21 protein-coding genes and 2 pseudogenes are annotated in these 23,684 nt (G+C 52.9%); 13 read left to right on the top strand and 10 right to left on the bottom strand.

Annotated features, from left to right (window positions below; all coding sequences use genetic code 11):
- The first annotated feature begins 110 nt into the window (after nt 1-110).
- Together SOP85_RS01885 and SOP85_RS01880 are read left to right on the top strand one after the other, a co-directional pair.
- Nucleotides 111-350 carry a hypothetical protein gene (locus SOP85_RS01885; RefSeq protein ID WP_274075216.1) on the top strand — a complete coding sequence of 80 codons (240 nt, stop codon included), beginning with the start codon at nt 111-113 and terminating at the stop codon, nt 348-350.
- Nucleotides 351-455: 105 nt separating this feature from the next.
- Nucleotides 456-1,385, top strand: coding sequence for a ZIP family metal transporter (locus SOP85_RS01880; protein ID WP_323625889.1), 930 nt, complete (start codon nt 456-458; stop codon nt 1,383-1,385).
- Nucleotides 1,386-1,477: 92 nt separating this feature from the next.
- Here the strand turns inward: SOP85_RS01880 and proP are convergent, their stop codons facing one another.
- Nucleotides 1,478-2,980, bottom strand: coding sequence for a glycine betaine/L-proline transporter ProP (gene proP, locus SOP85_RS01875; RefSeq protein ID WP_274075354.1), 1,503 nt, complete (start codon nt 2,978-2,980; stop codon nt 1,478-1,480).
- Between the two features lie 366 nt (nt 2,981-3,346).
- Here proP and SOP85_RS01870 point away from each other — a divergent pair, with 366 nt between their 5' ends.
- Nucleotides 3,347-4,270 carry a LysR family transcriptional regulator gene (locus tag SOP85_RS01870; protein ID WP_323609198.1) on the top strand — a complete coding sequence of 308 codons (924 nt, stop codon included), beginning with the start codon at nt 3,347-3,349 and terminating at the stop codon, nt 4,268-4,270.
- A gap of 76 nt (nt 4,271-4,346) precedes the next feature.
- Here the strand turns inward: SOP85_RS01870 and SOP85_RS01865 are convergent, their stop codons facing one another.
- Nucleotides 4,347-4,838, bottom strand: a complete 492-nt coding sequence (locus SOP85_RS01865; protein ID WP_323625888.1) for a (R)-mandelonitrile lyase — start codon at nt 4,836-4,838, stop codon at nt 4,347-4,349.
- Between the two features lie 473 nt (nt 4,839-5,311).
- Here SOP85_RS01865 and SOP85_RS01860 point away from each other — a divergent pair, with 473 nt between their 5' ends.
- Entirely contained in the window at nt 5,312-5,698 is a 387-nt protein-coding gene (locus SOP85_RS01860) for a putative quinol monooxygenase (RefSeq protein ID WP_274075213.1), read from the top strand.
- Between the two features lie 60 nt (nt 5,699-5,758).
- Nucleotides 5,759-6,154, top strand: coding sequence for a DUF1330 domain-containing protein (locus SOP85_RS01855; protein ID WP_323625887.1), 396 nt, complete (start codon nt 5,759-5,761; stop codon nt 6,152-6,154).
- Here SOP85_RS01855 and SOP85_RS31315 read toward each other — a convergent pair whose 3' ends face one another.
- Both SOP85_RS31315 and ycaC read right to left on the bottom strand, forming a co-directional pair.
- Complete coding sequence (locus SOP85_RS31315; RefSeq protein WP_442967893.1) at nt 6,155-6,319, bottom strand: OprD family outer membrane porin; 165 nt, start codon at nt 6,317-6,319, stop codon at nt 6,155-6,157.
- Nucleotides 6,320-6,495: 176 nt separating this feature from the next.
- Nucleotides 6,496-7,128 carry an isochorismate family cysteine hydrolase YcaC gene (gene ycaC / locus SOP85_RS01850; RefSeq protein WP_323625886.1) on the bottom strand — a complete coding sequence of 211 codons (633 nt, stop codon included), beginning with the start codon at nt 7,126-7,128 and terminating at the stop codon, nt 6,496-6,498.
- A 763-nt stretch (nt 7,129-7,891) separates the two neighbouring features.
- Here ycaC and SOP85_RS01845 point away from each other — a divergent pair.
- From SOP85_RS01845 to SOP85_RS01825, 5 genes are all read left to right on the top strand, one after another.
- Nucleotides 7,892-8,551: a hypothetical protein gene (locus SOP85_RS01845; RefSeq protein ID WP_323625885.1), complete on the top strand. Its 660-nt coding sequence runs from the start codon at nt 7,892-7,894 to the stop codon at nt 8,549-8,551.
- Entirely contained in the window at nt 8,544-10,475 is a 1,932-nt protein-coding gene (locus SOP85_RS01840) for a hypothetical protein (protein WP_323625884.1), read from the top strand. The genes SOP85_RS01845 and SOP85_RS01840 overlap by 8 nt, the downstream gene beginning before the upstream one ends.
- Nucleotides 10,459-11,436 (top strand): ATP-binding protein, encoded by a 978-nt coding sequence (locus SOP85_RS01835; protein ID WP_323625883.1) that lies wholly within the window; start codon nt 10,459-10,461, stop codon nt 11,434-11,436. The genes SOP85_RS01840 and SOP85_RS01835 overlap by 17 nt, the downstream gene beginning before the upstream one ends.
- Complete coding sequence (locus SOP85_RS01830) at nt 11,433-12,752, top strand: hypothetical protein (protein ID WP_323625881.1); 1,320 nt, start codon at nt 11,433-11,435, stop codon at nt 12,750-12,752. Before SOP85_RS01835 ends, SOP85_RS01830 begins: the two co-directional genes overlap by 4 nt.
- Nucleotides 12,753-13,019: 267 nt before the next feature.
- On the top strand, nt 13,020-13,478 hold the full coding sequence (locus SOP85_RS01825; RefSeq protein ID WP_323625880.1) for a cupin domain-containing protein: 459 nt from the start codon (nt 13,020-13,022) through the stop codon (nt 13,476-13,478).
- Nucleotides 13,479-13,563: 85 nt separating this feature from the next.
- Here the strand turns inward: SOP85_RS01825 and SOP85_RS01820 are convergent, their stop codons facing one another.
- The 4 genes from SOP85_RS01820 to SOP85_RS01805 all read right to left on the bottom strand — a co-directional run bounded on the left by SOP85_RS01820 (nt 13,564) and on the right by SOP85_RS01805 (nt 18,838).
- Complete coding sequence (locus tag SOP85_RS01820; protein WP_323625879.1) at nt 13,564-14,904, bottom strand: OprD family outer membrane porin; 1,341 nt, start codon at nt 14,902-14,904, stop codon at nt 13,564-13,566.
- Nucleotides 14,905-15,106: 202 nt separating this feature from the next.
- Entirely contained in the window at nt 15,107-16,285 is a 1,179-nt protein-coding gene (locus tag SOP85_RS01815) for an amidohydrolase (RefSeq protein WP_323625878.1), read from the bottom strand.
- 4 nt (nt 16,286-16,289) lie between these two features.
- Nucleotides 16,290-17,579, bottom strand: a complete 1,290-nt coding sequence (locus SOP85_RS01810) for an MFS transporter (RefSeq protein WP_323625877.1) — start codon at nt 17,577-17,579, stop codon at nt 16,290-16,292.
- A gap of 335 nt (nt 17,580-17,914) precedes the next feature.
- Nucleotides 17,915-18,838, bottom strand: coding sequence for a LysR family transcriptional regulator (locus SOP85_RS01805; protein WP_323625876.1), 924 nt, complete (start codon nt 18,836-18,838; stop codon nt 17,915-17,917).
- A 338-nt stretch (nt 18,839-19,176) separates the two neighbouring features.
- Here SOP85_RS01805 and SOP85_RS01800 point away from each other — a divergent pair, with 338 nt between their 5' ends.
- Nucleotides 19,177-20,445, top strand: coding sequence for an OprD family porin (locus tag SOP85_RS01800; protein ID WP_323625875.1), 1,269 nt, complete (start codon nt 19,177-19,179; stop codon nt 20,443-20,445).
- A 494-nt stretch (nt 20,446-20,939) separates the two neighbouring features.
- A pseudogene (locus tag SOP85_RS31310) lies at nt 20,940-21,332 on the top strand (methyl-accepting chemotaxis protein); the annotation flags it as partial.
- A 20-nt stretch (nt 21,333-21,352) separates the two neighbouring features.
- Here SOP85_RS31310 and SOP85_RS01790 read toward each other — a convergent pair.
- Nucleotides 21,353-21,580, bottom strand: a complete 228-nt coding sequence (locus SOP85_RS01790; protein WP_323625873.1) for a DUF2790 domain-containing protein — start codon at nt 21,578-21,580, stop codon at nt 21,353-21,355.
- A gap of 119 nt (nt 21,581-21,699) precedes the next feature.
- Between SOP85_RS01790 and SOP85_RS01785 the strand changes: the two are divergent.
- Nucleotides 21,700-22,640, top strand: a pseudogene (locus tag SOP85_RS01785) (LysR family transcriptional regulator).
- A 72-nt stretch (nt 22,641-22,712) separates the two neighbouring features.
- Here the strand turns inward: SOP85_RS01785 and SOP85_RS01780 are convergent.
- Complete coding sequence (locus SOP85_RS01780; RefSeq protein WP_323625872.1) at nt 22,713-23,624, bottom strand: helix-turn-helix domain-containing protein; 912 nt, start codon at nt 23,622-23,624, stop codon at nt 22,713-22,715.
- Nucleotides 23,625-23,684: the final 60 nt, after the last annotated feature.

Here is a 23,684-nt window from a genome sequence, read left to right as displayed (position 1 = left end):
TGGCTGCACCGGAGGACGTCGACGATCGGTACGCGGATAAATCGAACGCTCGAAATTCGAAGCATCTCCAAGCTATACATCCTCAACGGTGAGGGTGCTGAGAGGTGCGTATGAATAATGATCCAAAGTTGCAGGGCGGTGCGGGACAAGACGACCCGATGCCAACTTCACCCGACCCACTGAGTCCTGGTCGCACTGAAGTCGACCCGATGAAGGAGGAGGGCATAGACGAGTTACCTGATAACGAAGGTGAGCGTCCGCTTGATGATGACAGCACCGGACTGGATCCCGACCGGGTGCGTGAAGAAACGGACAATGCGGTAATGGACAGACAGCAAGATCCCCGGTAAAAAAACGTGATCCAGCCCTGTATCCAGCGGGGCTTGTCACCGCTCATAAAATTCGAACCTTCGGATGCGCCCTTGAACGCGCAACACGAAAATAAGGGGCCCTGCATGTCGGAACCGCCTTCTTCATTTGTAGCCCCCTTACGCGCCTTGTTTGTACAGGTGACCCGTTCGGGATGGGGCGGCATGGTGTTTTGGCTGGCTCTACTGTCCGTGATGATAGTGCTGATGGTCAGCGGTTACGGAGCTTTCGCCAGCGCCAACAAGGACAATCTGCGTTTCGCTTTTCTTGGTGGGCTGTCGGGCTTTGCTGCGACAGCCGTGGGGGCTGTCGTCGCGCTTGCACTGCGCGATATTGCGGCGCGCACTCAGGACATCATGCTTGGCTTCGCTGCAGGGATGATGCTGGCTGCCAGTTCTTTCTCGCTCATCTTGCCGGGCATCGAAGCGGCCAAGGAACTCACCGGTAACAGTTTGCTGGCGGCCAGTATCGTGGTGCTGGGATTGGCGCTCGGTGTTGCATTGATGATCGGCCTTGATCGATTTGTTCCTCACGAACATGAGAAAACCGGCCGGCGCGGGCCTGAAGCCAAGCGTATCAATCGAGTCTGGCTTTTCGTCCTGGCGATCACCCTGCATAACCTGCCGGAAGGCATGGCGATTGGTGTCAGCTTTGCCACCGGCGACATGCAGGTCGGTATACCGCTGACGACCGCGATCGCCATCCAGGACATACCTGAGGGTTTGGCCGTCGCCATGGCTTTACGGGTGACCGGCATCTCGGCGCTGCGCGCGGCACTGATTGCAGTGGGGTCTGGCTTGATGGAGCCCTTTGGCGCCCTCGTAGGCCTTGGCATTTCCAGTGGCTTTGCCCTGGGCTACCCCATCGCACTTGGCCTTGCTGCGGGGGCAATGATCTTCGTGGTCTCCCATGAAGTCATACCAGAGACGCATCGCAACGGTCATGAAACGCCCGCCACTTTGGGACTGATGTTGGGTTTTGGCGTGATGATGTTTCTCGATACCGCGTTAGGCTAGGGCACGCTCCGTTTCGTCGGGACAGGTTCATAATTTTGGAACACCGACACCCCCCGGGGTGCTGGCAGTGGATCTCACGTCCAGTCGCCGCGTTATTCGATTCGCGGATGCTGCTGCACGAGATGCTCGCGTTTAGCTTCCAGCTCGGCAATTTCTTTGTCGATGTCCTCGATCTTCTGCTCGATGTTGTCGTGATGTTCCTGAAGCAGTTCATGCGCTTCCTCAATGTCGGAAGCCGCCGGAGCTGCACCACGCAATGGTTTGTTGGCTGTTTCTTTCATCGTTACGCCGGTTATCAGCCCCACCACGGCAATCACCATCAGGTAGTAGGCCGGCATATACAGATTTTCCGTGCTTTCCACCAGCCAGGCTACGGCGGCAGGGGTAAGACCCGCGATCAACACCGAGACGTTGAAGGCACTGGCCAAGGCGCTGTAGCGGATGTGAGTGGGAAACATCGCCGGAAGGGTGGAAGCCATTACGCCGATGAAAAAGTTGAGCAGCACAGCCAGCACCAGCAAACCGGAAAAGATCAGGCCGATCTTGCCGCTGTTGATGAGCATGAAGGCCGGGATGGCGAGAAAGAAAAGGCCGACGCTACCGAAGATAATGAAGGGCCGGCGGCCAATCTTGTCGCTGATGAGCCCAATTACCGGCTGGACGAATAACATGCCGACCATGATCGCGATGATGATCAACACGCCGTGATTTTCGCTGTAGTGCAAGTTGTGTGTCAGGTAGCTCGGCATGTAGGTGAGCAGCATGTAGTAGGTGACGTTAGTCGCCACCACTACGCCAATGCAGGTCATCAGGCTGCGCCAGTGCTGGGTGGCCACCTCCTTGAAAGACACTTTCGGGCCAGTGGCAAGGCCCTCGCGATCACCCTGTTCCAGTTGCTCGACATGCTGCTGGAACGCCGGTGTCTCCTCCAGCGCGTGACGCAGGTAGAGCCCGATCATGCCCAGGGGCAGGGCGAGGAAGAAGGGCAGGCGCCAGCCCCATGCCTCAAACTGCTCTTCACCGAGAATGGTGGAAATCAGCACGACCAGACCTGCGCCGAAGACGAAGCCGGCGATAGAGCCGAAATCCAGCCAGCTGCCTAGGAAACCGCGCTTGCGATCCGGAGCATATTCGGCGACGAAGATCGAGGCACCCGTGTATTCACCTCCCACTGAAAAACCTTGGGCCATTTTAGCGAGCAACAGGAGGATCGGCGCCCAGATGCCAATCGAGGCATACGACGGAATCAGCCCGATGGCGAAGGTGCTGAGCGACATGATCACGATAGTGGCCGCCAGGACTTTCTGCCGACCATACTTATCGCCCAACGTACCGAAAAACAAACCGCCCAGAGGCCTGATCAGGAACGGAACCGAGAAGGTGGCCAACGCGGCAATCATCTGCACACCGGGATCAGCACCGGGGAAAAATACCTTGCCGAGAACATAGGCAACAAAACCATAGACGCCGAAATCGAACCACTCCATCGCGTTGCCGAGTGCAGCGGCAGTGATCGCCTTGCGCATTTTCGCGTCGTCGACAATGGTGATGTCTTCCAATCCGATCGGATTAACGGCTTTCTCAGGTGATTTCATGCGAGCCACCCTGTATCTGATTTGACCTGATGCACACCACTGAGCTGCGGTGTGGCGCAGGCCAGACGAGCTTGCCTTTACCGATGCCATCTTTTTGATAGCACTGCTTCTTTCTGATCAGATACAGGAAGGCACGAAAAAATTCACATCTTGCCGTTATTTTTGCTGGCAGCCATGGCTGTCAATGCGGTGGCCTTGATCAGAGTCTTCGTTGTCCCATGCATTGACCAGCGATCGCCCAACTGATGAGTAAAGTGAGACTATTTGATGAGAAACACTCATCAAATATACATCTATGTGGACGGTAGAATCCTCTGACGTGGTCGCTGGTCTGGCTTCCATCCCAAATCCAAGTTGTGAGGCCTCATGAATATAAGCCGCGCCAACCTCGCAGACTTTGTCTACTTTCTCGCAATTGCTCGCCATCAGAGCTTTAATCGAGCTGGCATAGAGGTTGGGATCAGTGCCTCCGCCTTGAGCCATGCTATCAAGGGTCTGGAAACCAGAATCGGCGTTCGTCTACTCAATCGCACCACTCGCAGCGTCACCCTCACTGCGGCGGGCGAAGAGCTGCACAACCTGATAAGCGAGCCCATGCTTGAGATGGGGCAGGCCATGGAGGTTCTCAATCGTTTCCGAGATGAGCCAACTGGTCGTATTCGCTTGAACTTGCTCAGCGATGCCGCAGATCTGTTGCTCGGCCCCGTATTGCCCGTCTTCAACGACCGCTACCCGGAAATCCAGATTGACCTGACTGTTACCAACCTGATCGTCGATGTTATCGGCGGAGGCCATGACGCAGGTATACGCTACGGCGGCACTGTTCCGGAGGACATGATCGCTCAACGTTTGTCTCCGGACATTCGCTGGGTCGTGGCTGGCGCTGCGCAATACCTGAAGCGCTTTGGTGTTCCAGAGCATCCGCAGGATTTGCTCAAGCACCGCTGTTTGCGCATTCGCTTGGGCAACGGCTGTATGTACGACTGGGAGTTCGAGAAGGGCGAGGAAGCAGTTTCGATTGCGGTTCCTGGGTTGATTACAATTGACGAAACCCGTGTCGGCCTTTCTTTAGCCCGTCAGGGGGCCGGATTGATGTATGCGCCAGAGCCGGCCATGGCGCCTCTTATCGCGAGCGGGTACGTCACAACTGTTCTTGATGATTGGGCCAGCATCGCACCTGGTTTTCACATGTACTACTCGAGTCACCGGCAGTTACCGATGGGGCTGCGTCTGCTTATCGACCTGATCCGCGAGCTGCAGCCCCTTGATGAGCCAGCGATCATCAGCTAGCGGTGGCCGGCGCGATCCGTTGAGGCACAAGCGGCCAGGAGCAGGCCAAGGCAGGCGACGCCTGCTTGAAAAGGCCTCATCGCGATGCCTCGTATTGCGCTTCGCTGACTGGCTCCATCCATACGACATTCTTTCCATCCACAGCCTCTTGAATCGCGATATGGGTCATTCCCGTGGTCGCGGTCGCCCCGTGCCAGTGTTTAACGCCGGGCGGTGTCCAGATTACATCGCCTGGCTTTATGACAGTTTTCTCACCGCCCACCTGCTGAATCCAGCCAACGCCTGTGGTGACTACCAACGTTTGGCCTTTGGGATGTGTGTGCCAAGCCGATCGAGCCCCCGGCTGGAATGTCACCGCACCCGCAGAAACAGTAGAGGGTTCACGCGCAGCGAAAAGAGGGTCGATCCTTGCGTTGCCGACGAAATTGCCTGGAGCCCCCATCAGTGAGGCTTGGTCGCCATTCCTGACAATGCTCATGGCTTGATCCTTCGAAAGATCCGCTGCATGCGCAGATGCGTCGGACAGGATTGCGGCAGTCAGCATCGAGGCGGTGACGAGTGTTCTCATGAGGCAAGCTCCTGCTGGATATGCGATAGAGCTGACAAACTATTGCAAGACCCTCCTGAGGACTACACGGCAAAACCGACATGAAGCAATGAATATCTCTCATTAGTCCGGCTGTGCGCCTGCTTCTACTGACTCGAGCCCTCTAGCGCAGTCGCTACCTGGATTGCTGAGTAACACTCATCAGAACATCCCACATTTGCCCCATATTCATCTTCTTACTCCTTGATTAGCGTGGGTGGCCTCACCAGAGGAGATCGCCGACGCGGTTCTCTGGTTAAGCAGTAGCGCCTCCAGTTATGTCACAGGCCAATCCATCTCGGAATCGCCACTCACCTACCTATGCCAATCGGCATGCCAACTCGCGGTGGGCCAACAATACTTAATCGTCAGCGCTGGCGGTAATTCAGCCACGACGCAGAAGGGTGATTACGTGGTGGCGTATGCGCTGCCGCAGTGAAGGAGGGGGAAACCTGATGGGTAAACGTTTATTAGGAGTGGTCGCATTGGTTGGATTACTTGCGGGACAAGCGCTGGCCGCCGAAGAAAATGGCTTAGTGGTACGCATCGCGCAACTCGAAATCGATCCTGCACAGGTTGCGGCCTATCAAGCCGCAGTCAAAGAAGAGATCTCGGAATCGACTCGAGTAGAGCCGGGCGTCATATCAATCTACGCCGTCGCCGAAGTCGACCGCCCAAATTGGTTCCATTTCTTCGAAATCTACGCCAGCGATTCGGCATACCAAAGCCATATCGAATCGCCGCACTTCAAAAAGTACGCTGCCACAACCAAGTCGATGATTCTGTCGAAGCGCTTGATTGAAACCACGCCAATCGAGCTTAGCCCGCGGCCTGGCTCGTAACCGGCTAGTTCGAAAGAGATGTGCGCGCTGGGCAAGCTGGTTTTTCAATGGAGGAAAGTGATGAAAAATTTAAAGGTGATGGCAATTGCAATGGCGGGACTGGCGTGTTTTGCGGCGGGCAGTTGTCGCGTAATGGCATCGGACGACCATGCGGCAGCACCACCGGCCTACTATGTCGCGGAGTTTGAGGTTACCGATCCCGAGGGGATGAAGCCCTACAGTGCACAGGTTGAATCAACCTTCAAACCCTATGGAGGGCATTTCATCGTGCGTGGCGGGAAGACCATCTCGCTTGAAGGTGAAGCGCCAAAGCGACGCCGTGTTGTCATCGAGTTTGCGAGCGTCGAAAAAGCCCAGGCTTGGTACAACTCTGCGGAGTACACCGAACTGAGGAAAGTCCGCCAGCGTTCAGCCAAGACGGATGTCTACTTGATCGAGGGAGTACCGCCGCAATAGTCACAAATCGAAATCCTCCCCCAGTGGAAGCTTGGTTTTGGCACCGGCGTAATACTGATTCCAGGTATCCGCGAGCGTTGAACCATACAGAGAGATCTTTAGGTCTTTACTCTGTGAATGGGTGAATCCGACATATCGGACGTTAGCTGCAGGCGGCAGGAGCATGAGGTTGGTGCGGATATGGTGCGGTGGCGGCTGTAAAATTGCGTGCAGTACGAATTGTGAATAATCGAATCAAGCCGCATGGGGGAGGGGAGTTTCATCAAGCGCAATGGGCGAGAGTTCACCATGAAACCTATGCCCAAAGCCCGCAAAAGCGGGCCTTGGGTTGCAAACCAGACTTACGATCGGCGTGCAGTCAACGCCGAGTAGCTGTTCATCAAGTTGCGATAGTTTGGAATGCGCTGGGACAAGAGGTTACCCAGGCCTTCGATATCGTTGCGCCAGTCGCGCTGTAGCTCACAGGCCACCGAGAACCAGTTCATCATTTGCGCACCGGCCTGTGTCATGCGGTTCCAGGATGCCTGTTGCACAGTGGTGTTGAACGTACCGGAAGAGTCAGTCACCACGAACACTTCAAAACCTTCTGCCAGTGCCGACAGGGTAGGGAAGGCTACGCAGACATCCGTGACTACGCCGGCGATGATCAATTGCTTGCGACCGGTGGCCTTGATTGCCTTGACGAAATCTTCGTTGTCCCAGGCATTGATCTGACCAGGTCGAGCAATGTAAGGCGCCTCAGGAAACATCTCCTTCAGCTCTGGCACCAATGGGCCATTCGGACCTTGTTCAAAACTGGTGGTGAGAATGGTCGGCAGTTCGAAAAACCTGGCGACGTCTGCCAGGGCCAGTACGTTGTTCTTGAACTCGTTGGGTGAAAAATCCTGAACCAGAGAAATCAGGCCGGTCTGGTGGTCGACCAGCAGCACTACTGCATCGTCTTTGTTCAAGCGGTTGTAGGTAGCGTTGCTCATGATGAAGTCCTTTTGAAGTGAGTGAATGTTGTCGTTCAACATGGGCTCAGATTAAGGATCTGGAGGGTGCGGAAAAAGCCGGTGAAATGCGTTTGACTGTCAACTGAGATGTGACAGTTCAGAATTCCAAGCGGTCCGCAGTTTTTGCGGACGAAAAAAACCCGCGATGGGGAGCGCGGGCTGGGAATCACAAAAGGAGCTAGATCGACTGTACGTAAGACGATGTGAAAATATTGTGAGAGGTCGTTGCCAGTGCGCCGCGCACACGGATTCGCCGCACCAGGTAACGCCTTGATTTTCAGATCCAGGTTTTATTCGAAATCTCAGGTTTCCAGGACTACTCTGAAGTAAAAATGATAAAAAACAATTTAATGATAATTCACTATTATTTCAATGAGTTAGAGCCAAAACGACGTAAGCCTGGTTAGGTTATTGGACGACTTTACAGCCTTAGCCTAGCGGGTCAGCAGTCGATGATTATTTGTAGACACAGTAATTGTGAAAAACCGGGGAGGTAACAACAGTCTCTAGGAGAGGACAATTTTTCGATCCAGCCACGAACCTCTGAATCGCATGAAAGTCTCCAGATGAGATTGTATGTGTAGGAAGAACGGAAGTGAACGAAACTAACGATATCACACCATCCGCCTTGCTAACCTGCGAAATTGACCTATGATCAACTCAGGATTTTCTGGGATGCTCCAAGCATAAGGAATTGAGATAATGGGCCCGCATTCCCACATGTTAATCATGGGGGAATGCTATGTCTGGGAAAAGTAAAACCTACAATTTCACCTCTCGCAAGAAATCCTTCGGAAACTATTGGCTGGTTTACAGCAATAAAACTGGAGTGATATTAAAGTTAGTTAGCGATAGGGAGGTAGCGCATTGGATTCTCAATTTAGAATTTAATCCTAATGTGCAAACCTTTAAATTTGACGATTTCAGCACTAACATTTTGATCGACGGACTTATGCACGATATAAAGTATCGTGCATTAGTGCAGTATTCTTGCGGGCTTGAATATCAATTTATATCAGTCGAAAAAAATGATTTAGCTAAAAGTCGTGAAAAATCAATAGACGCCGCATTATGGCGCGCCACGCATATTAAGTTTCGGCATATATCTGATGAGGATCTTGTGCCGCGACGCCATCATGTATTTCCTCTTCTCAGGCTCTCGGCATTCCTTACTGCGAATAAAGACCAGTTTATTTCACCGGGACTTATTGATGGCGTAGATGCGTATATAGGAAAAATGCGTCGTGGAATTGTCGCTAAATATTTAACAGATATGGGGGACTTTAGTAAGTCAGCGCTAATGCTGCAACTATATCGTCTTTATAATTCTGGCGTGATTGCTTTGAGCTTTGTTGAAACTCCATTTATGTATGGCTCTTTGTGGGAGTTGCGCCATGAATGATTGGAGTGAGCATCCGGCGGGATTTAAGTATAAAAAAATTGAGATTTCATTGTTGGATGAAAGTGCCAGAGATATCTTCCTGCGTCGGCGCGACGCTGTCGTTATGCGACTGAATGGAGTTTCGTTAAAAGAGGTTAGTGATGCTACCGGAGTAGCAGGGTCCAATATTATTAGGTTGATAAAAAGATTTAAAACAAGAGCGGATGACGGTATTTGCTTGGGTGAAATTGCTTTAATACCAGGACAAAGAATAAAGCAGTATGAAAGAAAAAAACCACTTCCCGAAAAAAGGACAGAGCAGAAAGGTGGTATGGCAGGAGCAATGGGATTGCTTTTGAGGGCTAACCCTGACATTCAAAGTGAATTTGTTGTAAAGGTCTTAAGCCTGGATGCTCCTGTCGGGAAAGGGACTAGATATCAGAAAACAATTCTTTGTAAAGATTTTTATAATATATGTAGGGCCAATGGGGTAAAGGAGCATGAATGGCCATTGTCTCAACAAAGAGCGGCAAACCGAACTGTTTGTACCCTCATAGATGATATTCTCGAAAGTAATTTCAGTAGCGGTGTATTGGTAGTCGGGGGTACAAAAAGCTCAATCCGCTCCTTTATAGGGCGAGGCATTGAGCCTTTATTATGCAATATAGATGTCTTGGATGTCCTGGAAATAGACTCTCATTTCTTAGACGGTATTTTCGTGTTAAACCTCAAAGGAGATCGCCGACTAACGACTGAAGATGTGATCGATAGATTTTGGATAATTTGTGCTCGCTGTCGAAGGTCCAAGGCAGTTTTTGCGGCTAGGTATGTTTTCGCATCAGAAGTGACTGCGCTAGATGTATTTCAGGTGATTTGTGATGCGTTTCTGGGGAATTGGTGTCCTCAAGTCAGTTTTTCGTTTCCAGATCTTAAGTACGTTCCGGGAGCAGGAATGCCCGCCTTCGTCCACCCTGAAATCAAATATCATTGTATCACGGCGATATACTTTGATAACGCAATGCAGCACTACGCAAACGACGTAAAAGAACTATGTCTGGATGTATTAGGCATAGCAATTGACTACGGCCCCCTCAATCTGCCTTCTCGACGAAGTACTGTCGAAGGTTTGTTTGGGACAATAGCAAACAGAGTGCTGCACACCTTGTCGTCAACTACGGGAAGAAATCCGTTTGACGGTAGATCTGAAGACCCTGGTAAAGCTGCTGTTTATTACAATATAAATGTTGATGAGGCTTTGGAGGTGCTTGACTGTTATATTGCAAATTTTAATGCCACCCCTATGAGCGGGACCAATAAGTCGAATAGCCCTTTAGAGGCAATTGCAGCATATTTGAATAGCAGCGATATATTCATCCCTGTCATGTCCAGTGTCCTGGTAGATGTCAAGGGTATTGGGCTAATTACGAGAAAGGTTAGGGTGCAAGGCAGTCTAGCCAATGGAGTTAGACCGAGAGTAAAGCTCGATAAGGCCTTATACTCGAGTCGTGAGTTTTCGGACATGCCTCAGCTTATAGGGCAGTATGTTTATGTGAAAATTAACCCAGCAGACTATAGGAAAGTAACGGTTTACCTTGAAAATGGAATAGAGCTCGGAGAACTGCTCGTAGAGGCAGCTTGGAGGGATTACAAGCATAGCATACAAACAAGAAAATTGATAAACCGAGCTCATGATAAAAAAGTATTTCAGATATTTGCTGGGCAAAGTCCTATTGTTGTCTACCGCAACTATCTAGTAACGACGAAGTCGTCAGCCAATAATAGAGAGCTTAAACGTCTGGACGACGAGTTAAATTGTGAAAATCATCTACCACTGACGACATCGCAAGGAAAGCCGGTGCCCATTGCAACACCAAACACTTTTTCTGATGGCATACAACAGAAACAGACGCCGAAGTGGGAGGTAATGGATGAATTTAAATTTTGAATTCGAAGAAGAAAAATATCAGGCAAATGAGCATCCTGCCTTGAGTACGTATTTTCGACTACATACTCCAGTCCTTAGGGAGGTAGTGAAGCAAGCCTTTTTTAAAATTGCAATGAAACAAACAGGGGTTATTTTTTACGGCCCTCCTAGAGTAGGTAAGACAAGGTGTTTTAAGGCCCTGCGTGTCGAAATACCTAAGCGTTTTCCTAATACATATTTAATCAGCATGATTGCTGTTGCAAGGGAAAACGCAAGGCATGTGTCGACAATTGTAAATCAGTTGATTGTTAAGGAGGGCATAGAGGTAGGTAGGTCGTCTTCTATTAAGGTATTCAATATTTTAATTGATATCATTGTTCGCCGCATGCGTCGGAAACAAAAAAATCATCTGATATTGCTATTCGATGAACTCCAACGATTTGCTGCTGCTGATTTCTTTCAACTTGCCGATATGGTTAATGAGATGGATGATAAAGGCATAAAGGTCACCGTCATATCGTTTGGAATGCCTGAGCTGGAACAAATTGTGAGTGACTTTAAAGATATTTCTCAATTGCAGATTATTTCTCGCTTTTTAAGTAACCTACGGCATGTCGCTGGCATTAACTCTAAAGAATCCTTGAGATTAATTCTTGGTCTATACGATACAGATATGTTATATCCAGAGGGAAGTGGGGTTTCCTACACGCAGCATTTCTTTCCGAAATCTTTTGGTGAAGGATGGCGACTCAGCGAGCTCGCTGATTCAATTTGGGATGAGATGCATAAAGTTGCGACGGGCTGTTACGTTTCCAATTTACCCATGGAGCATGTAGCAACGGTTGTACGTTATTTTCATTTAATTTGCTCTATGTCCGATGGTATAGATATTCCAGTTTCACCTGGCGATATTTTTGATGCTGTTGAGGTAAGTGGATTTCAAGAGTTTTGCGTTGCAGTCGAAAAGGGAGAGATAATGTGACCAACTTTCCATCTTTAATTAATGCAAATAAATATGAATCATATTTGTCTTTGTTTTATAAGCTCATCAGGGAGATGTACACTGGAAGATCAAAAATCCTAAGCAAGTATAAGATATCCGAAAAGGCTCACTTTCTCCCAGTTGAAGCTCCTGAATGGTTGCTCGGAATTACAGATACTCCTAGCGATCATCTTCCAATCACATACTGCCCAACGGAGTATTTATTAGACCCAAGAGAAACAATTAAATTCTGTCCGGAATGCATGCGAGCAGGATATCACTCAGTATTCTTTATGCTTAAAAGTATTAGCATGTGCGCGGTGCATCGCTGCAACCTACTTTCAATGTGCGGACTTTGCTGTAATAGATTTTTAGGAACCATTCCGATTGACTCGTACTTTGATTGCCCTGTAACTGTTGGAAGAACAGATATAATTTGCCGTACCTGTAAATTATCCTGGCCAGACATCAGTGAGGGACATTTAGATCTTTCAGAAAGAGCGGATTTGTTGAGTGCGCTGACTGTGTGGAAGTCTCATTCAGACTGGTATCGCTCTATTGTACAAGGCGCGTCTCAATCATCTCAGCTGTGCAAAGATTATTACAGCGATGTAACTCGAGACTCAGCTATCGCTCCATTAGAGGCAAGGTACAAATTAACGTCTACTGAGCGACTATTAGGGATGATTGAAGGAGGGCAGAAAGCTTACTGGATAAAATTTCACAATAACCTTCCACTATCTGAGATGGCAACTGAACAGTATCACAACTTGCGAGAGTATGTTGCATTTTATTGCTTAGAGATCAAGCAAAAATACCTAGCCGACCATGATGAGTGTTGCCTAAAGATAAATTCTCTTACAGGTTATATGCCAATGCATGAAGCTAGGGCGCCTTTATGTGTGCCAGCCTTGGCCTATGTCGTACTGAGACTTAAACTGGCCTGTGCTATCTGGCCTACACCGAACAGCGTTGCGAGTGAGAAGTCGTGTTTTGATAATTTGTTTAGATACATTGAGCCAGACATAAAGCCTGCAGAACTTCGCAAGTTAATTATGTTCATCTTTTTAAAGATCATGGGGGATATACAGAGCAATGTAACAAGAGGAAGGAGTTTTAATATACTGCTGCGCACTCAGTCCGTCACGAACGATTTTTTTTATTTTCGCAGAACTATGTACCGCTGGAGAACGGTATGTCGTTCAGATTTCGAAATGGACAGTTCCTGTTGGATATCAGCAGATGGCACTTATAATAAACTTTCCGTAATGTGGTATCACGATCAAAGTCCTTATAAAGCCATGATGATAATTTAGTCAAGGCGTTCTGTTTGATTGCGATGCAATGAGATTTCTGGAGCCTTTTTTGGCTCCAATTTTATAGTCACTACCGCGTTGAGCGTAATGGTGATTGACATCTCATCTGAGTCGACTGCCTGAAGCAATGCGACCACGTTAAAATCGAGTAGCGCAGCGCCAAATTTCACAAGTTTTATTCAAAAGGTGTGCAGTATTATTCAATACATCTCTCTGTAAAACCTCTGAAACTGACCTCTCAAGAACAATAACAGTTATGAGGAAGTCATGAAGATACTCAATATTTGCGCCAGCCTGCTCTTCGTTGCGACCACACTCGCCAGTGTCGCACAGGCCGCTGACAAGCCTGAAATCAAGGCGAAAGTTGCATTGAAGGAGAGCGTTTCGTGGGACGGGACGCCTTATCAGCCTTACCCCAAGGGGCAGCCGCAACTCTCGATACTGGAAATTACCATCCCTCCCCACACGGCATTGCCTTGGCATCACCATCCCGTTCCTAACGCGGCCTACGTGGTGTCAGGGGAATTAACGATTGAGGACAGGGCGTCGGGGACGCGTCATAAGGTGACCGCCGGGCAAGCATTCGCTGAGTCGGTGGGGGCTAGCCATCGCGGCGTAACCGGCGATCAGACGGCTGTCGTGATTGTGACCTACTCGGGTGTCGAGGGCACCCCTCTCTCTATTCCCGACAAAGGCGAAAAGGCTGAGTTCGAACACGTCGAATAAACCGCCAGGTGCATGGACCGCAAGGCCGGTTGTGTGCCTTGCGGTCGTTTCACTAATTCATCGGGCCAACATGCCGCGGGTTGGCTTAGAACACCTTGATCGGTACGTTGATGATAAGCCTGAGCTCATCAAGATTACCTTCCAGTTGATATTCACTGGCTCGGTGGGTGGAATAACTGGTGATCAGGCTGATGTTCTTGAAGGTGCCCGATTGCACTGTGTAGCTGGCGCTGCCGCCCACTTCATAGTGGCTTTCACCCCGTTGCTTCAGTACCGAGTTGTAGATGCCGTTTGGGCCACCGTCGTAATGGCTGCCGTCGATGCCCATGCCCTTGATGTACCAGAGCGTAGTCTTGAGACCAGGTAGACCATAAGCGACCCAATCGTTGTTGTAGAACACCCCAATCGAGCGCTCATTGGGGCCGTTGAAGAAGGACATCATGGTATTGGGCAGGTTGATGGCATTGGATTCGAAGGGATAATCGAAATATTCGTCGCCCTTGATTTGCTGCAGGCCGATCTTCAGCGAGTGGTTGCGCCATTGGGGCGTGATACTAAGGCCGTAGGCCTGCTGGTCGATATTGCCGCCAATTTCGCGACCACTCGACCGGGTGTTATAGGCATCCAGTTGCACATCGACGTTAACCGGTCCCCAGTTGGTTTTCATGCCCAGGCCCAAATACTCGCGATCCCAGATATCGTCGAAACGAGAGACATAGGCGCTGCTGCGCCAGCCAGCGCTCGACACGTAGTCGGCCCCGGCGTAAGCGTTAAAGTCACTGGTGACCAGGGGCGAACCGTAAGTGGGGCTCAAATCCTGGCTTCCGGCCCCGGTGCGCGGCGAGCCCTTGTCGAAGTAGCCAGACTTGATCGTCAAACCTTCGACGTCACGACTTTCCAGGGATACGCCATCGAACGTCGAAGGCAATGTACGGGTGTCGGTGTAGGACATCATCGGTGTCCTGACTTGCTGCCTGCCCACCTTGAGTAGTGTGTTGGCAACTTTGAACTTCAGCGCCGCGATACCGAGCTTGCTCCAGTCATCGACCACATCGCCGTCCTTGTCCACCAACATTCGATTACTGCCGCCTGCTGCCGCTGTCCGGCTGCGCTCCAGCGCGACTGCCGAGAAGGTTGAAAGATCCAGCCCAAACTTCACCGGACCTTCAGTAAAACCGGAGACGAAGTCGAGTCTGAAACCTTCCAGCCAGGCGGTCCGGTCACGCAGCTTGCGCACGCCGTCGGGGGTCTGCAATTTGAAATACGTGGCCTTATGGCCAACTTCGTGTGAATACCAGTGTCGGGTATTAAGTGTCAGTGAACTGTCTTCCAGAACCCCTTGTTCCCGGGCATTGACCTGAGAAGTAGAAACTGCGGCCGCCAGCGAGCCAGCGGTGAAAAGCGCCAAATTACCTTTGCGATACATAGACTTTGCCTGTTGTTGTTTTTAGGGCAGATAAGAAAAAAGTCGCCGAGTAATCGTTATGAAGTTATTGCACGGGCAGGGCGTGGCCCGACTTGTCCAGCAGGCCGCAAGCGGCTTGCTGGTGGTCGTTCGGATATTGGGTTGTTGGTTTAGCGGTTCGAGTCATCAGGCATCGATGAAGACGCCATCCGAGCCTGCGGCATCAGTCGAGATAATCCTTCACAAGTTTCAGCCAGCAGTCAGAGCCAATGCGAATCAGCTCGTCATTGAAGTCGTAGTGGGGGTTATGCACTGAGCAGCCATGAAACTCGCCTTCACCGTTACCCAGGAAGAAGTAGCAGCCGGGAACCTCGGTCAGCATCCAGGCGAAATCTTCTGTCGCCATGATCTTCGCCGCGTGTGGCAACAAGTGGCCGGGCTTGAACAGCGGCGCCAGGCTTTGGCGAAGCATCTGCGTTTGCGTCACGCTATTGACGAGTGCTGGCGCCAGTTGCGTGGTTTCAAGTTCGACTTTGACGCCGAACGTTAATTCATGACCTTGGGCGATTTGCGCCAGGCGCTGATTGATTTTGCCTTCGGTCTGCGCAGTGTCGGTACGCACGCTGATCAGCATCGATGCCGTGTCGGGAATGATGTTGTAGACACTGCCAGCTTCGACCATGCCGATGCTGATCACGGCGTGTTCATCGACGCAGAGATTGCGCGACTTCACTGTCTGGATCGCGTTGATCATGCTGGCCAGCACGGGTATTGGATCGACGGCGCGCTCGGGCATTGCGCCATGGCCGCCGCGACCTTTGATCAACACGCGCACGCATTCCGAAGAGGCCATGGTCGGACCTTCCTGGGCCACAGCGGTGCCCACCGGTATTCCCGGCAAGTTGTGCAAGGCAAAGATCGCGTCACAAGGAAAACGGGTGAAAAGGCCGTCGTCCATCATGGCCTTGGCTCCACCCAGACCTTCCTCGTCAGGTTGGAAAATCAGGTTAAGCGTGCCATTGAAGTCCGACGACTGAGCGATTCGCCACGCGGCTGCCAACAGGATGGCGGTGTGGCCGTCGTGGCCGCAGGCGTGCATGCGGCCCTCGATCTGGCTGGCATGGGCAAAGCGGTTTTTCTCCTGCATTGGCAGGGCATCCATGTCGGCACGCAAGCCCAAGCGGCGAGTTCCGTTGCCTCGGCGCAGTACGCCGACCACGCCATGCCCACCGATACCGCGATGTACTTCGTAGCCCCAGCTTTCCAGCTTGCTGGCCACCAACTCGGCGGTCAGCGGGGTATGCGCGCCCAGTTCCGGTTTCTGGTGGATGTCCCGGCGCAATTGGATAAAAGCGTCCAGGTCCAGTTCGGCAAGGGGCCGGGTTTGGTTTATTGCATTCATCAGGTCACTCCCGACCAGGGTTTTCGGGGAATACCGCCAGGCACGCCAGACTGAGAGCGCCGCCGGCGAGCAGGTACAGCGCCGGTGCCTGGGGGGTATCCAGGGCCGACGTAAGCCATGTGGCGATCAAAGGGGAAAAACCACCGAACAACGTGACGCCGAAGCTGTAGCTGACGGCGGTGCCCAGGGCCCGACGATTTTTCGGAAAGGCTTCCATGATCAGGGCGAAGAAGGCACCCGAACCGATACAGCCAGGCAGTACCAGAATCGCTATGACGAACATCGCCACAAACAAATCGGTGCTCAAACTGAGTACATAGAATGCTGGCCACGCCAGCAACACGGGCAAGGTGATCGTCCAGGCCAGCAGTTTCTTGCGCAGGCCGTGGCGATCGGCAAAACGTCCTGCCAGAGGCGTAATGACTGCCAGGCAGGCACTTGCCACGCAGGCGATAGCCAAGGCACTGCGTTGCGGGTAACCCAGGGTGACCGTCAGGTAGGCGGGCATATAGAAAATGAACAGGTAGATGCCGATGGTGGCGCTGGCCATCAGGCCGATCGCCAGCAGGGTGTGACGCAGATCGATGTGATCGCGCAGTCGACCGTCGCGCTTGGCCGGCTCGGCTTCATGGGTTTCCGGCAGGCAGCGACGGATGTACCAACCTAGCGGTCCGATGAGCAACCCCAGCACAAAGGGGATGCGCCAGCCCCAGCTTTCAAGGTCTTCTGCGCTCAACGCGTTGTTTAGCAATAAACCCAGACCTGCGCCTACCATGGCCGCGTAGCCCTGGCTGGCAGCCTGCCAACTCACATTGCGACAGCGATTTGCCGTAGCGCTGGATTCCATCAGGTAGACCGACGCAGTGCCGATTTCACCACCCGCCGAAAACCCCTGCGTGAGGCGGCCAGCCACTAGCATCAAGGTGCCGAACAAGCCTATGTCCTGGTAGGAAGGCGCGAAGGCAATCATCGCTGTGCCGAAAGTCATCAAACTGATCGTGAGGCTCAAAGCGGCCTTGCGGCCACGGCGGTCGGCAAAGCGACCAATCACAAGCGCGCCGACCGGCCGCATCAGAAAGCCGACGCCAAATGTAGCGAGGGACATCAGAAGCGATGCCATTGCCGACTGTGCGGGGAAAAAGTTCTTTGCAATCACCACGGCAAAGAAGCTGTAGATCGTGAAGTCATACATTTCCAGGGCATTGCCCAGAGCGCAGGCTACGGTAGCTTTCCTGGACCCGATCACGGATGGCGCAGCGGCGCGGGGGAGAGGGGGCGCTTGCAGAGTAGTCATCGATATTTCCTGTGACAGTTTTGTTGTGGGCCGAATATCCGGCAAACACTGTCACTGCGCACTTGCGCTTTTCTTCGATGATTAACTGTTGGTTATGATGTCCAGCCGTTCCAGTGAAACTCAGTGCCAGATCGGTGCGGTTTGGCCCGATTATCGAACACACGCACTGTTTGACGACAGCGACACGGTCGCTGTGCCAAGCAATTCAGGCTTCAAATACGGGGTTTGGCCCGATGTTCTTAAGGTTATGGTGGTCGGTCCCAAGGAAAAGGAACAGACTTAACCGTTGGGCATATCATTGCGTTTTTCTTAAGTCTCTCAGTTGCCGCTGCGCTCTAGCGTGACGCATCCATTGGCTGGTTCTTTGAGAGCACGTTCCTGATCGCGTAGTAAAGATCTCGGGCAGTCGTTGTCAAAGCATGGCGATCAATGCAGACCAGATAGATGGGGTACTCCGGGATGCTTTCTTCGATCATGACCTGCATCAGGTCTTCATTGAGTCCTTTGAGCAATGTGTTTTCCATTCCGGCTTCACTGAGCGTCATGAACGCACCGGCATGGTGTAACAGATCAAGCGCCAACAAGACTGATGAACACTCGGTTATCCGCTGCGGCGCAGGTATCTCGTTGTCTTCAAACATTTGATAGAACTGCGACGAGTGATCGTCGATGGCATCGAGGCTGATCCAGTTTGCGAACTGCAACTGACGCAGCGAGTGGGAGTGGCGAAGAGGATTGTTTTTTCGACAGACTACCAGGCCCCGCATGCGGCTCAACGCCTCCCAATCCAGGTTTAGCCTCTGGGTATGCTGCTGCGAGGTTATGGCGAAATCCAGGGTACCGTCCCGGAGCCGCTGCAGCATCTGGTTGGGACGAAGATTCACCAGGCGAATGCGAACACGCGGATTCTTCGCCTGGAACCCGGCAATGCATTCTCCCAGTCCTTTGAGGACTGATGTCAGGGACGTGACACCGATGGTGACCTCACCGACTTGCATATCCTTGATGTTTTCAGCCTCCAGTTGTAGGCGTCGCATGCTCTCGACGGTCAACTGTGCATGGCGAATGATGCGACGGCCTTCGTCGGTGAGCGACATTCCCCTGTGGGAGCGCTGCAGCAGAGTCAGACCCAGTTCACTTTCCAGATCCTTTATCGATCGGCTGATGGCAGGTTGAGTGACGTGCAGTACCTGCGAGGCTTCACTGATGCTTCCGGTTTGGTGGATGGCTACCAGTGCCTTGATTTGATGGAGTTTCACGTACGGACAGGTCCTTGCGGTGCGATGAAGATTCAATCGCTTGCATAGTGTCATGCCTGTCACTGCCGCAACAATGCGGTGGCAATCTGAAGAACCCCGGAACCAGTCGCTGGCGGACGCTCGTTACTGTAAGACCTATGAGCCAAAAAACCAGGAATCGTTTCTCTGGCGACATCATCCTTTGCACAAAGCGGATAGCGATATGCGCAAAGCGGATATTGCTGCTCTTAAGGTCTCAATACCCTCGATTTGCATCCTGCGTAACAGTGCTTTACATGGCGCGCAACAGTTCTTCCGCCACGCCTTGCCTTGTACATAACAACAATAAGAGCACATCGATGAAGCCTACCATTCATGCAACGCATACGCTGCTGTCCATGGCTGTTGCCGTGGGCATTTCTAGCCAACTGATGGCCGCCGAAAGCGGTTTTATCAATGATGCCAGCGTTACCTTGCAGGCACGCAATTACTACTTCAGTCGTGACTACTCGGACATTGCCGGCGCTAACCGACAGTCGAAGGCCGAGGAGTGGGCCCAGGGTTTTATCCTCAACGCCAAGTCCGGTTACACCCCAGGGCCGGTCGGTGTCGGCGTCGATGTCATCGGCTTACTTGGGCTCAAGCTCGACAGCAGCCCGGACAGGGTCAACACGGGCCTGTTGCCGGTGCACAGCGATGGCCGTGCGGCCGATGACTACAGCCGTATGGAAGGCACCCTGAAGTTGCGTTACTCGAAGACCGAACTGCGCATCGGCGAGCTACAACCCAACTTGCCGGTGCTGGTTTTCAGTGACATCCGCCTGCTGCCGCCCAGTTACCAGGGGGCGAGCATTACCTCCGCTGAGGTCAATGGCCTGACGCTGCAAGGCGGCCATCTGAGCTCCACGCACCTGCGCAACGAGGGCGGTGACGAGAAGATGCAGGCCATGCTCGGCTACGTGCCCCAGCGCCAGGTCAGCAGTGACGCCTTCAACTACGGTGGCGGCGATTACGCCTTCAACGAAAAACGCACCAGCGTCAGTGCTTGGTACGGGCAACTGGAAGACATCTACCATCAAGGCTTCCTGGGCCTGAAGCACAGCGAACCCTTGGGCAGTTGGACCCTGGGTGCCAACCTCGGCTATTTCGACGCGAGAGAGGATGGCAAGAAGCTGTTGGGCAACATCGACAACCAGGCGTTTTTCTCCCTGCTGTCGGCCAAGCACGGCGGCCATACCTTCTATGTCGGCTACCAGGGGATCTTCGGTGAAAGCGCGTTTCCTCGGGTATTTGCCAACATCTCGCCGCTGGGCAACGAAGTACCGACCTATGAATTCGCTTCCACCGACGAGCGCTCCTGGCAGGCGCGCTACGACTATGACTTCGCCGCCCTCGGCGTGCCAGGCCTGACAAGCACCGTACGCTACATCACCGGCAACAACGTCGACACCGGCAAGGGCTTCGAAGGCAAGGACCGCGAGCGCGACCTTGACCTCGGTTATGTCGTGCAGAGCGGCACCTTCGCAGGGCTTGGCGTCCGGGTGCGCAATGCCATGGCGCGCTCCAATTACCGCACCGATATCGATGAGAACCGACTGATCCTGAGCTACACCTGGACGTTGCTGTGAGTGACCTGGAGACGAGTATGAACAATAAAATCTGGGCGCGATTGGCCCTGGTTGCAGCTGGCAGCGCAGTGGTGCTGCTCGCCGTCGGCAATGACATGCACCTGATGTATGCCTGCATCATCGACCTGTTGCTATTGGCGGCGGCGGTGCTTTATCACCATCAGCCAGTGCGGGTGGTTGAAGTGCTCGTACAGCGGGAACCGGACCCGGTGATGTCCACTACGGTGGTCCCGCTACCGTCGTTGCCCGTGACGGAGCCCACTTGGCCGGGCGCTCAAGTAAAGCTGGCACTTGAACACTTGATTCAAGTGGTGCTGCAAACTGAAGAAGACATGCGCTTTGCCAACCAGTTGGCGCGTGGCGCGGGCGAGCGGGTACAGGCCAGTGCCGTGAGCATGCAGTCTTCGGCTGCCGTGCTTGGAGATCTCGATCAGTATCTGCAGCGCCTGGATCAGGTGTTCGATGAGCTGGGCAGCCAGTCGGTACGCATCGGTGCGATTGTCGGCAGCATTCAGGACATCGCCCGGCAGACAAACCTGCTGGCACTCAATGCGGCGATCGAGGCCGCACGGGCAGGTGATCATGGGCGCGGCTTCGCAGTGGTGGCGGACGAGGTACGTAATCTATCGCGTCAGGCAGCGGACTCCAGTGCGCAGATCCGGCAGATCGCCACTGGCCTGGAAAAATCCGCAGAGGATGCCCGTCAGGGACTTGAGCAGCTTACCGATTCAACGCGTTTGGGCCTGGACAGGGCCGAGGTCGCGTTGCAGTCGATGGGGGAGTTACGCAGTGGTGCGGTCGCCAGGTTGGAAGTGGTCGAGCGCGTTATGCAACGTTTGGCCAGTTTGCATGAGTTGGCACTGCAGGCAACCCGGATAGCGGTCTGAACAAAGGGCGTCCCGGTATCTCAAACGCCCGAGCACATGCCCATCACCTGGTAGGTAACTTTATGGCTTTCACCCTGGTGGTCGATGTAGACCATCGTCGCCGGCACGACGTCGCATGCAGTCGAGGTATCGGTTACCGAAATGACCTCTGCGATATCCAGGGTTTGAGGTGCCGGGGCCGGATTGCTCTCGGCAGCCATTACGGCAGTTGTGGTCAGGGCCAGCAGTACGCTCAATAAGGTTTTCATGCTTTGTTCTCCGTCGTTGTTTGATGAGTCAATTTTATTCCTCTACCGATATGGATAAAGAGGGCAGTACTTGATGCAGCGTTACATCAGATGCAACAGTCGTTGCCGCCGGCGGGTTCATGGACTTGCTTAGCAGCCTGCGTGTTTTTGTGCGTGTAGCCGACGCAGGCAGCTTTACCACCGCCGCACAGGCGCTGGACTTTTCCACCGCGCAAGTGTCTCGGCTGGTGGCTGATCTTGAGCAGCACGTGCAGGCTCGTCTGCTGCAGCGCACAACCCGACGCTTGAGTCTTACCGAAGCGGGTGAACGCTTTCTGCTGCGGGCGCGGCAAATTCTGGACGACATGGCCGAGGCCACCGCGGAAGCGCGTGGCGCTCACCTCAAGCCCAGTGGCCGCTTGCGACTGCATTGTTTGAACGGGTTGGGCGTTTTGATGACGCCACTGAATGCCCGCTACTGCGAGCTCTACCCGGGCGTGGTGGTTGAATTGACCTTGTCACAGCGAAACCCCGATCCCCTTGAAGACGGACACGACGTGGTCATCTCCATTGCCCAGGAGTTGGAGGATTCACAATTCGTTGCCCAAACGGTAGGACGTATTTTTCAGCATGCTTTGCGCATCGCCCGCGTACATTGCGCGTCGGAGCCTGCCCACTCACCCGGAACAACTGAATCAACATAGCTGCCTGCGCATGCTTGACCCATTGTACGGTGACGAGTGGGTGTTCCGTGACAAGCAGGGTGAGCATTCAGTGGTGCCCGGCAACACCTTTCAGAGCAACGTACCCGAGGCGATGGTGAATGCGTTGGAGGCCGGGATGGGGATCAGCCTGTTGGCCGTTCTACACCGCAACCCGATCGCTGCGCGAGGGCCCGTTGCTGCGCCTGCTGGGCTCCTACCGGCTCAGGGAGCGAAACGTCTATGCACTCTATCCTTCCAAGCGGTTTCTGGATGCCAAAGTGAAGACCTGGGTGGATTTTCTCAAAGCGGAGTTGCCCGGGCTTTTTTCCGGGCATGAGGTCACTGCCAATGATGTTCGGTATTGGGGAGTGGGCTAGCTGATAAGGCCAACATTCACGGACAGTGTCTGGGTGATTGGTCGACGCGCGGCTTCGTTACTGCAAGGCCGATTAGCAAAAAAGCCTGGAGGCGTTTTTCTCGCGATACTGTTTGGGCGTCATGAACAGTTTTTCCTGAAACAGTCGGGTCATATGGCTTTGGTCCGAGAACCCGCAATCCATGGCCACAGCTTTCAACGGAATATCGCGCACCGTCGACAAGATGCGCTCGGCCTTTTTCAAGCGGCGCGACTGAACGTACTGATGGGGAGATACGCCATACACCGCCCCGAACACTCGTACAAAGTAGGACGGACTCAGGTCGACGATGGCGGCCATGTCTTTGACCGAAATGGGGCAGGACAGATTCGAATCGATGTATTGCTGAAGCTGGTCGCGTTTGAGGTTTGTCAGGCGAGACGCTTGATCGCTGTCTCTGAGGTCACACCGCACGTACTGACGCAGCAGATGGATGCACATCTGTATTTCAAGCGTCTGGGCGAAGATGCTGCTCCCCGGTTCGCCACTCAGACACTCCATTTCATAGGTCGACATGAGTCTGGAGAGCTTCGCGTCGTTGACGAGCGGGCAGTGGTCCACAAAAACACCGTCAACATCCTGTTGAAAGACTTCATTGGCGACTTTGGCCATCATGGCTTGCGAGATGTAGATATGACTGACTTCGATATCGTTCATCCAGTACCACCTGGATGATTCGCCTCGGGTCAAAATGGTTACGTCGTTATCGCCAACGGACCATTTTTGCCATTGCTTGCCATCGTGGAAGCCCAGATTTGACGTGCCCGATTTCCATTTCACCAACTCGTAATCGCGCATGCACGGGATGCTGACTTCGGTTTTGTCAAAGCGGTAGCCCCGAATCGACACGCCGTTATCAGACGCGCTCTCAACGGTTCCCTTGATCGTTACTTCACCAGGGATAACGTCCAGCATTTTTTCGGGCGTTAGCAGGATGGCACTCATCACAACTCCCTTTTTATTTGTATTGGCTGTGGAGTTTTATCGGCTTTTGAACGTTGAAGG

Origin of the sequence: Pseudomonas sp. YuFO20 (genome assembly GCF_035064975.1) — a bacterium.
In the GTDB taxonomy this organism is placed as follows: Bacteria; Pseudomonadota; Gammaproteobacteria; order Pseudomonadales; family Pseudomonadaceae; genus Aquipseudomonas; species Aquipseudomonas putida_AE.
The sequence above is the reverse complement of the archived record's forward strand: the minus strand, read 5'-3'. Positions and strand labels throughout refer to the sequence as shown.

Excerpts from the sequence above, each read along its gene's own strand:
- SOP85_RS01885 (WP_274075216.1), top strand. The coding sequence starts at position 111 with ATGAATAATGATCCAAAGTTGCAGGGCGGTGCGGGACAAGACGACCCG.
- SOP85_RS01880 (WP_323625889.1), top strand. The coding sequence starts at position 456 with ATGTCGGAACCGCCTTCTTCATTTGTAGCCCCCTTACGCGCCTTGTTT.
- proP (WP_274075354.1), bottom strand. The coding sequence starts at position 2,980 with ATGAAATCACCTGAGAAAGCCGTTAATCCGATCGGATTGGAAGACATC.
- SOP85_RS01870 (WP_323609198.1), top strand. The coding sequence starts at position 3,347 with ATGAATATAAGCCGCGCCAACCTCGCAGACTTTGTCTACTTTCTCGCA.
- SOP85_RS01865 (WP_323625888.1), bottom strand. The coding sequence starts at position 4,838 with ATGAGAACACTCGTCACCGCCTCGATGCTGACTGCCGCAATCCTGTCC.
- SOP85_RS01860 (WP_274075213.1), top strand. The coding sequence starts at position 5,312 with ATGGGTAAACGTTTATTAGGAGTGGTCGCATTGGTTGGATTACTTGCG.
- SOP85_RS01855 (WP_323625887.1), top strand. The coding sequence starts at position 5,759 with ATGAAAAATTTAAAGGTGATGGCAATTGCAATGGCGGGACTGGCGTGT.
- SOP85_RS31315 (WP_442967893.1), bottom strand. The coding sequence starts at position 6,319 with ATGCTCCTGCCGCCTGCAGCTAACGTCCGATATGTCGGATTCACCCAT.
- ycaC (WP_323625886.1), bottom strand. The coding sequence starts at position 7,128 with ATGAGCAACGCTACCTACAACCGCTTGAACAAAGACGATGCAGTAGTG.
- SOP85_RS01845 (WP_323625885.1), top strand. The coding sequence starts at position 7,892 with ATGTCTGGGAAAAGTAAAACCTACAATTTCACCTCTCGCAAGAAATCC.
- SOP85_RS01840 (WP_323625884.1), top strand. The coding sequence starts at position 8,544 with ATGAATGATTGGAGTGAGCATCCGGCGGGATTTAAGTATAAAAAAATT.
- SOP85_RS01835 (WP_323625883.1), top strand. The coding sequence starts at position 10,459 with ATGAATTTAAATTTTGAATTCGAAGAAGAAAAATATCAGGCAAATGAG.
- SOP85_RS01825 (WP_323625880.1), top strand. The coding sequence starts at position 13,020 with ATGAAGATACTCAATATTTGCGCCAGCCTGCTCTTCGTTGCGACCACA.
- SOP85_RS01820 (WP_323625879.1), bottom strand. The coding sequence starts at position 14,904 with ATGTATCGCAAAGGTAATTTGGCGCTTTTCACCGCTGGCTCGCTGGCG.
- SOP85_RS01815 (WP_323625878.1), bottom strand. The coding sequence starts at position 16,285 with ATGAATGCAATAAACCAAACCCGGCCCCTTGCCGAACTGGACCTGGAC.
- SOP85_RS01810 (WP_323625877.1), bottom strand. The coding sequence starts at position 17,579 with ATGACTACTCTGCAAGCGCCCCCTCTCCCCCGCGCCGCTGCGCCATCC.
- SOP85_RS01800 (WP_323625875.1), top strand. The coding sequence starts at position 19,177 with ATGAAGCCTACCATTCATGCAACGCATACGCTGCTGTCCATGGCTGTT.
- SOP85_RS01790 (WP_323625873.1), bottom strand. The coding sequence starts at position 21,580 with ATGAAAACCTTATTGAGCGTACTGCTGGCCCTGACCACAACTGCCGTA.
- SOP85_RS01780 (WP_323625872.1), bottom strand. The coding sequence starts at position 23,624 with ATGAGTGCCATCCTGCTAACGCCCGAAAAAATGCTGGACGTTATCCCT.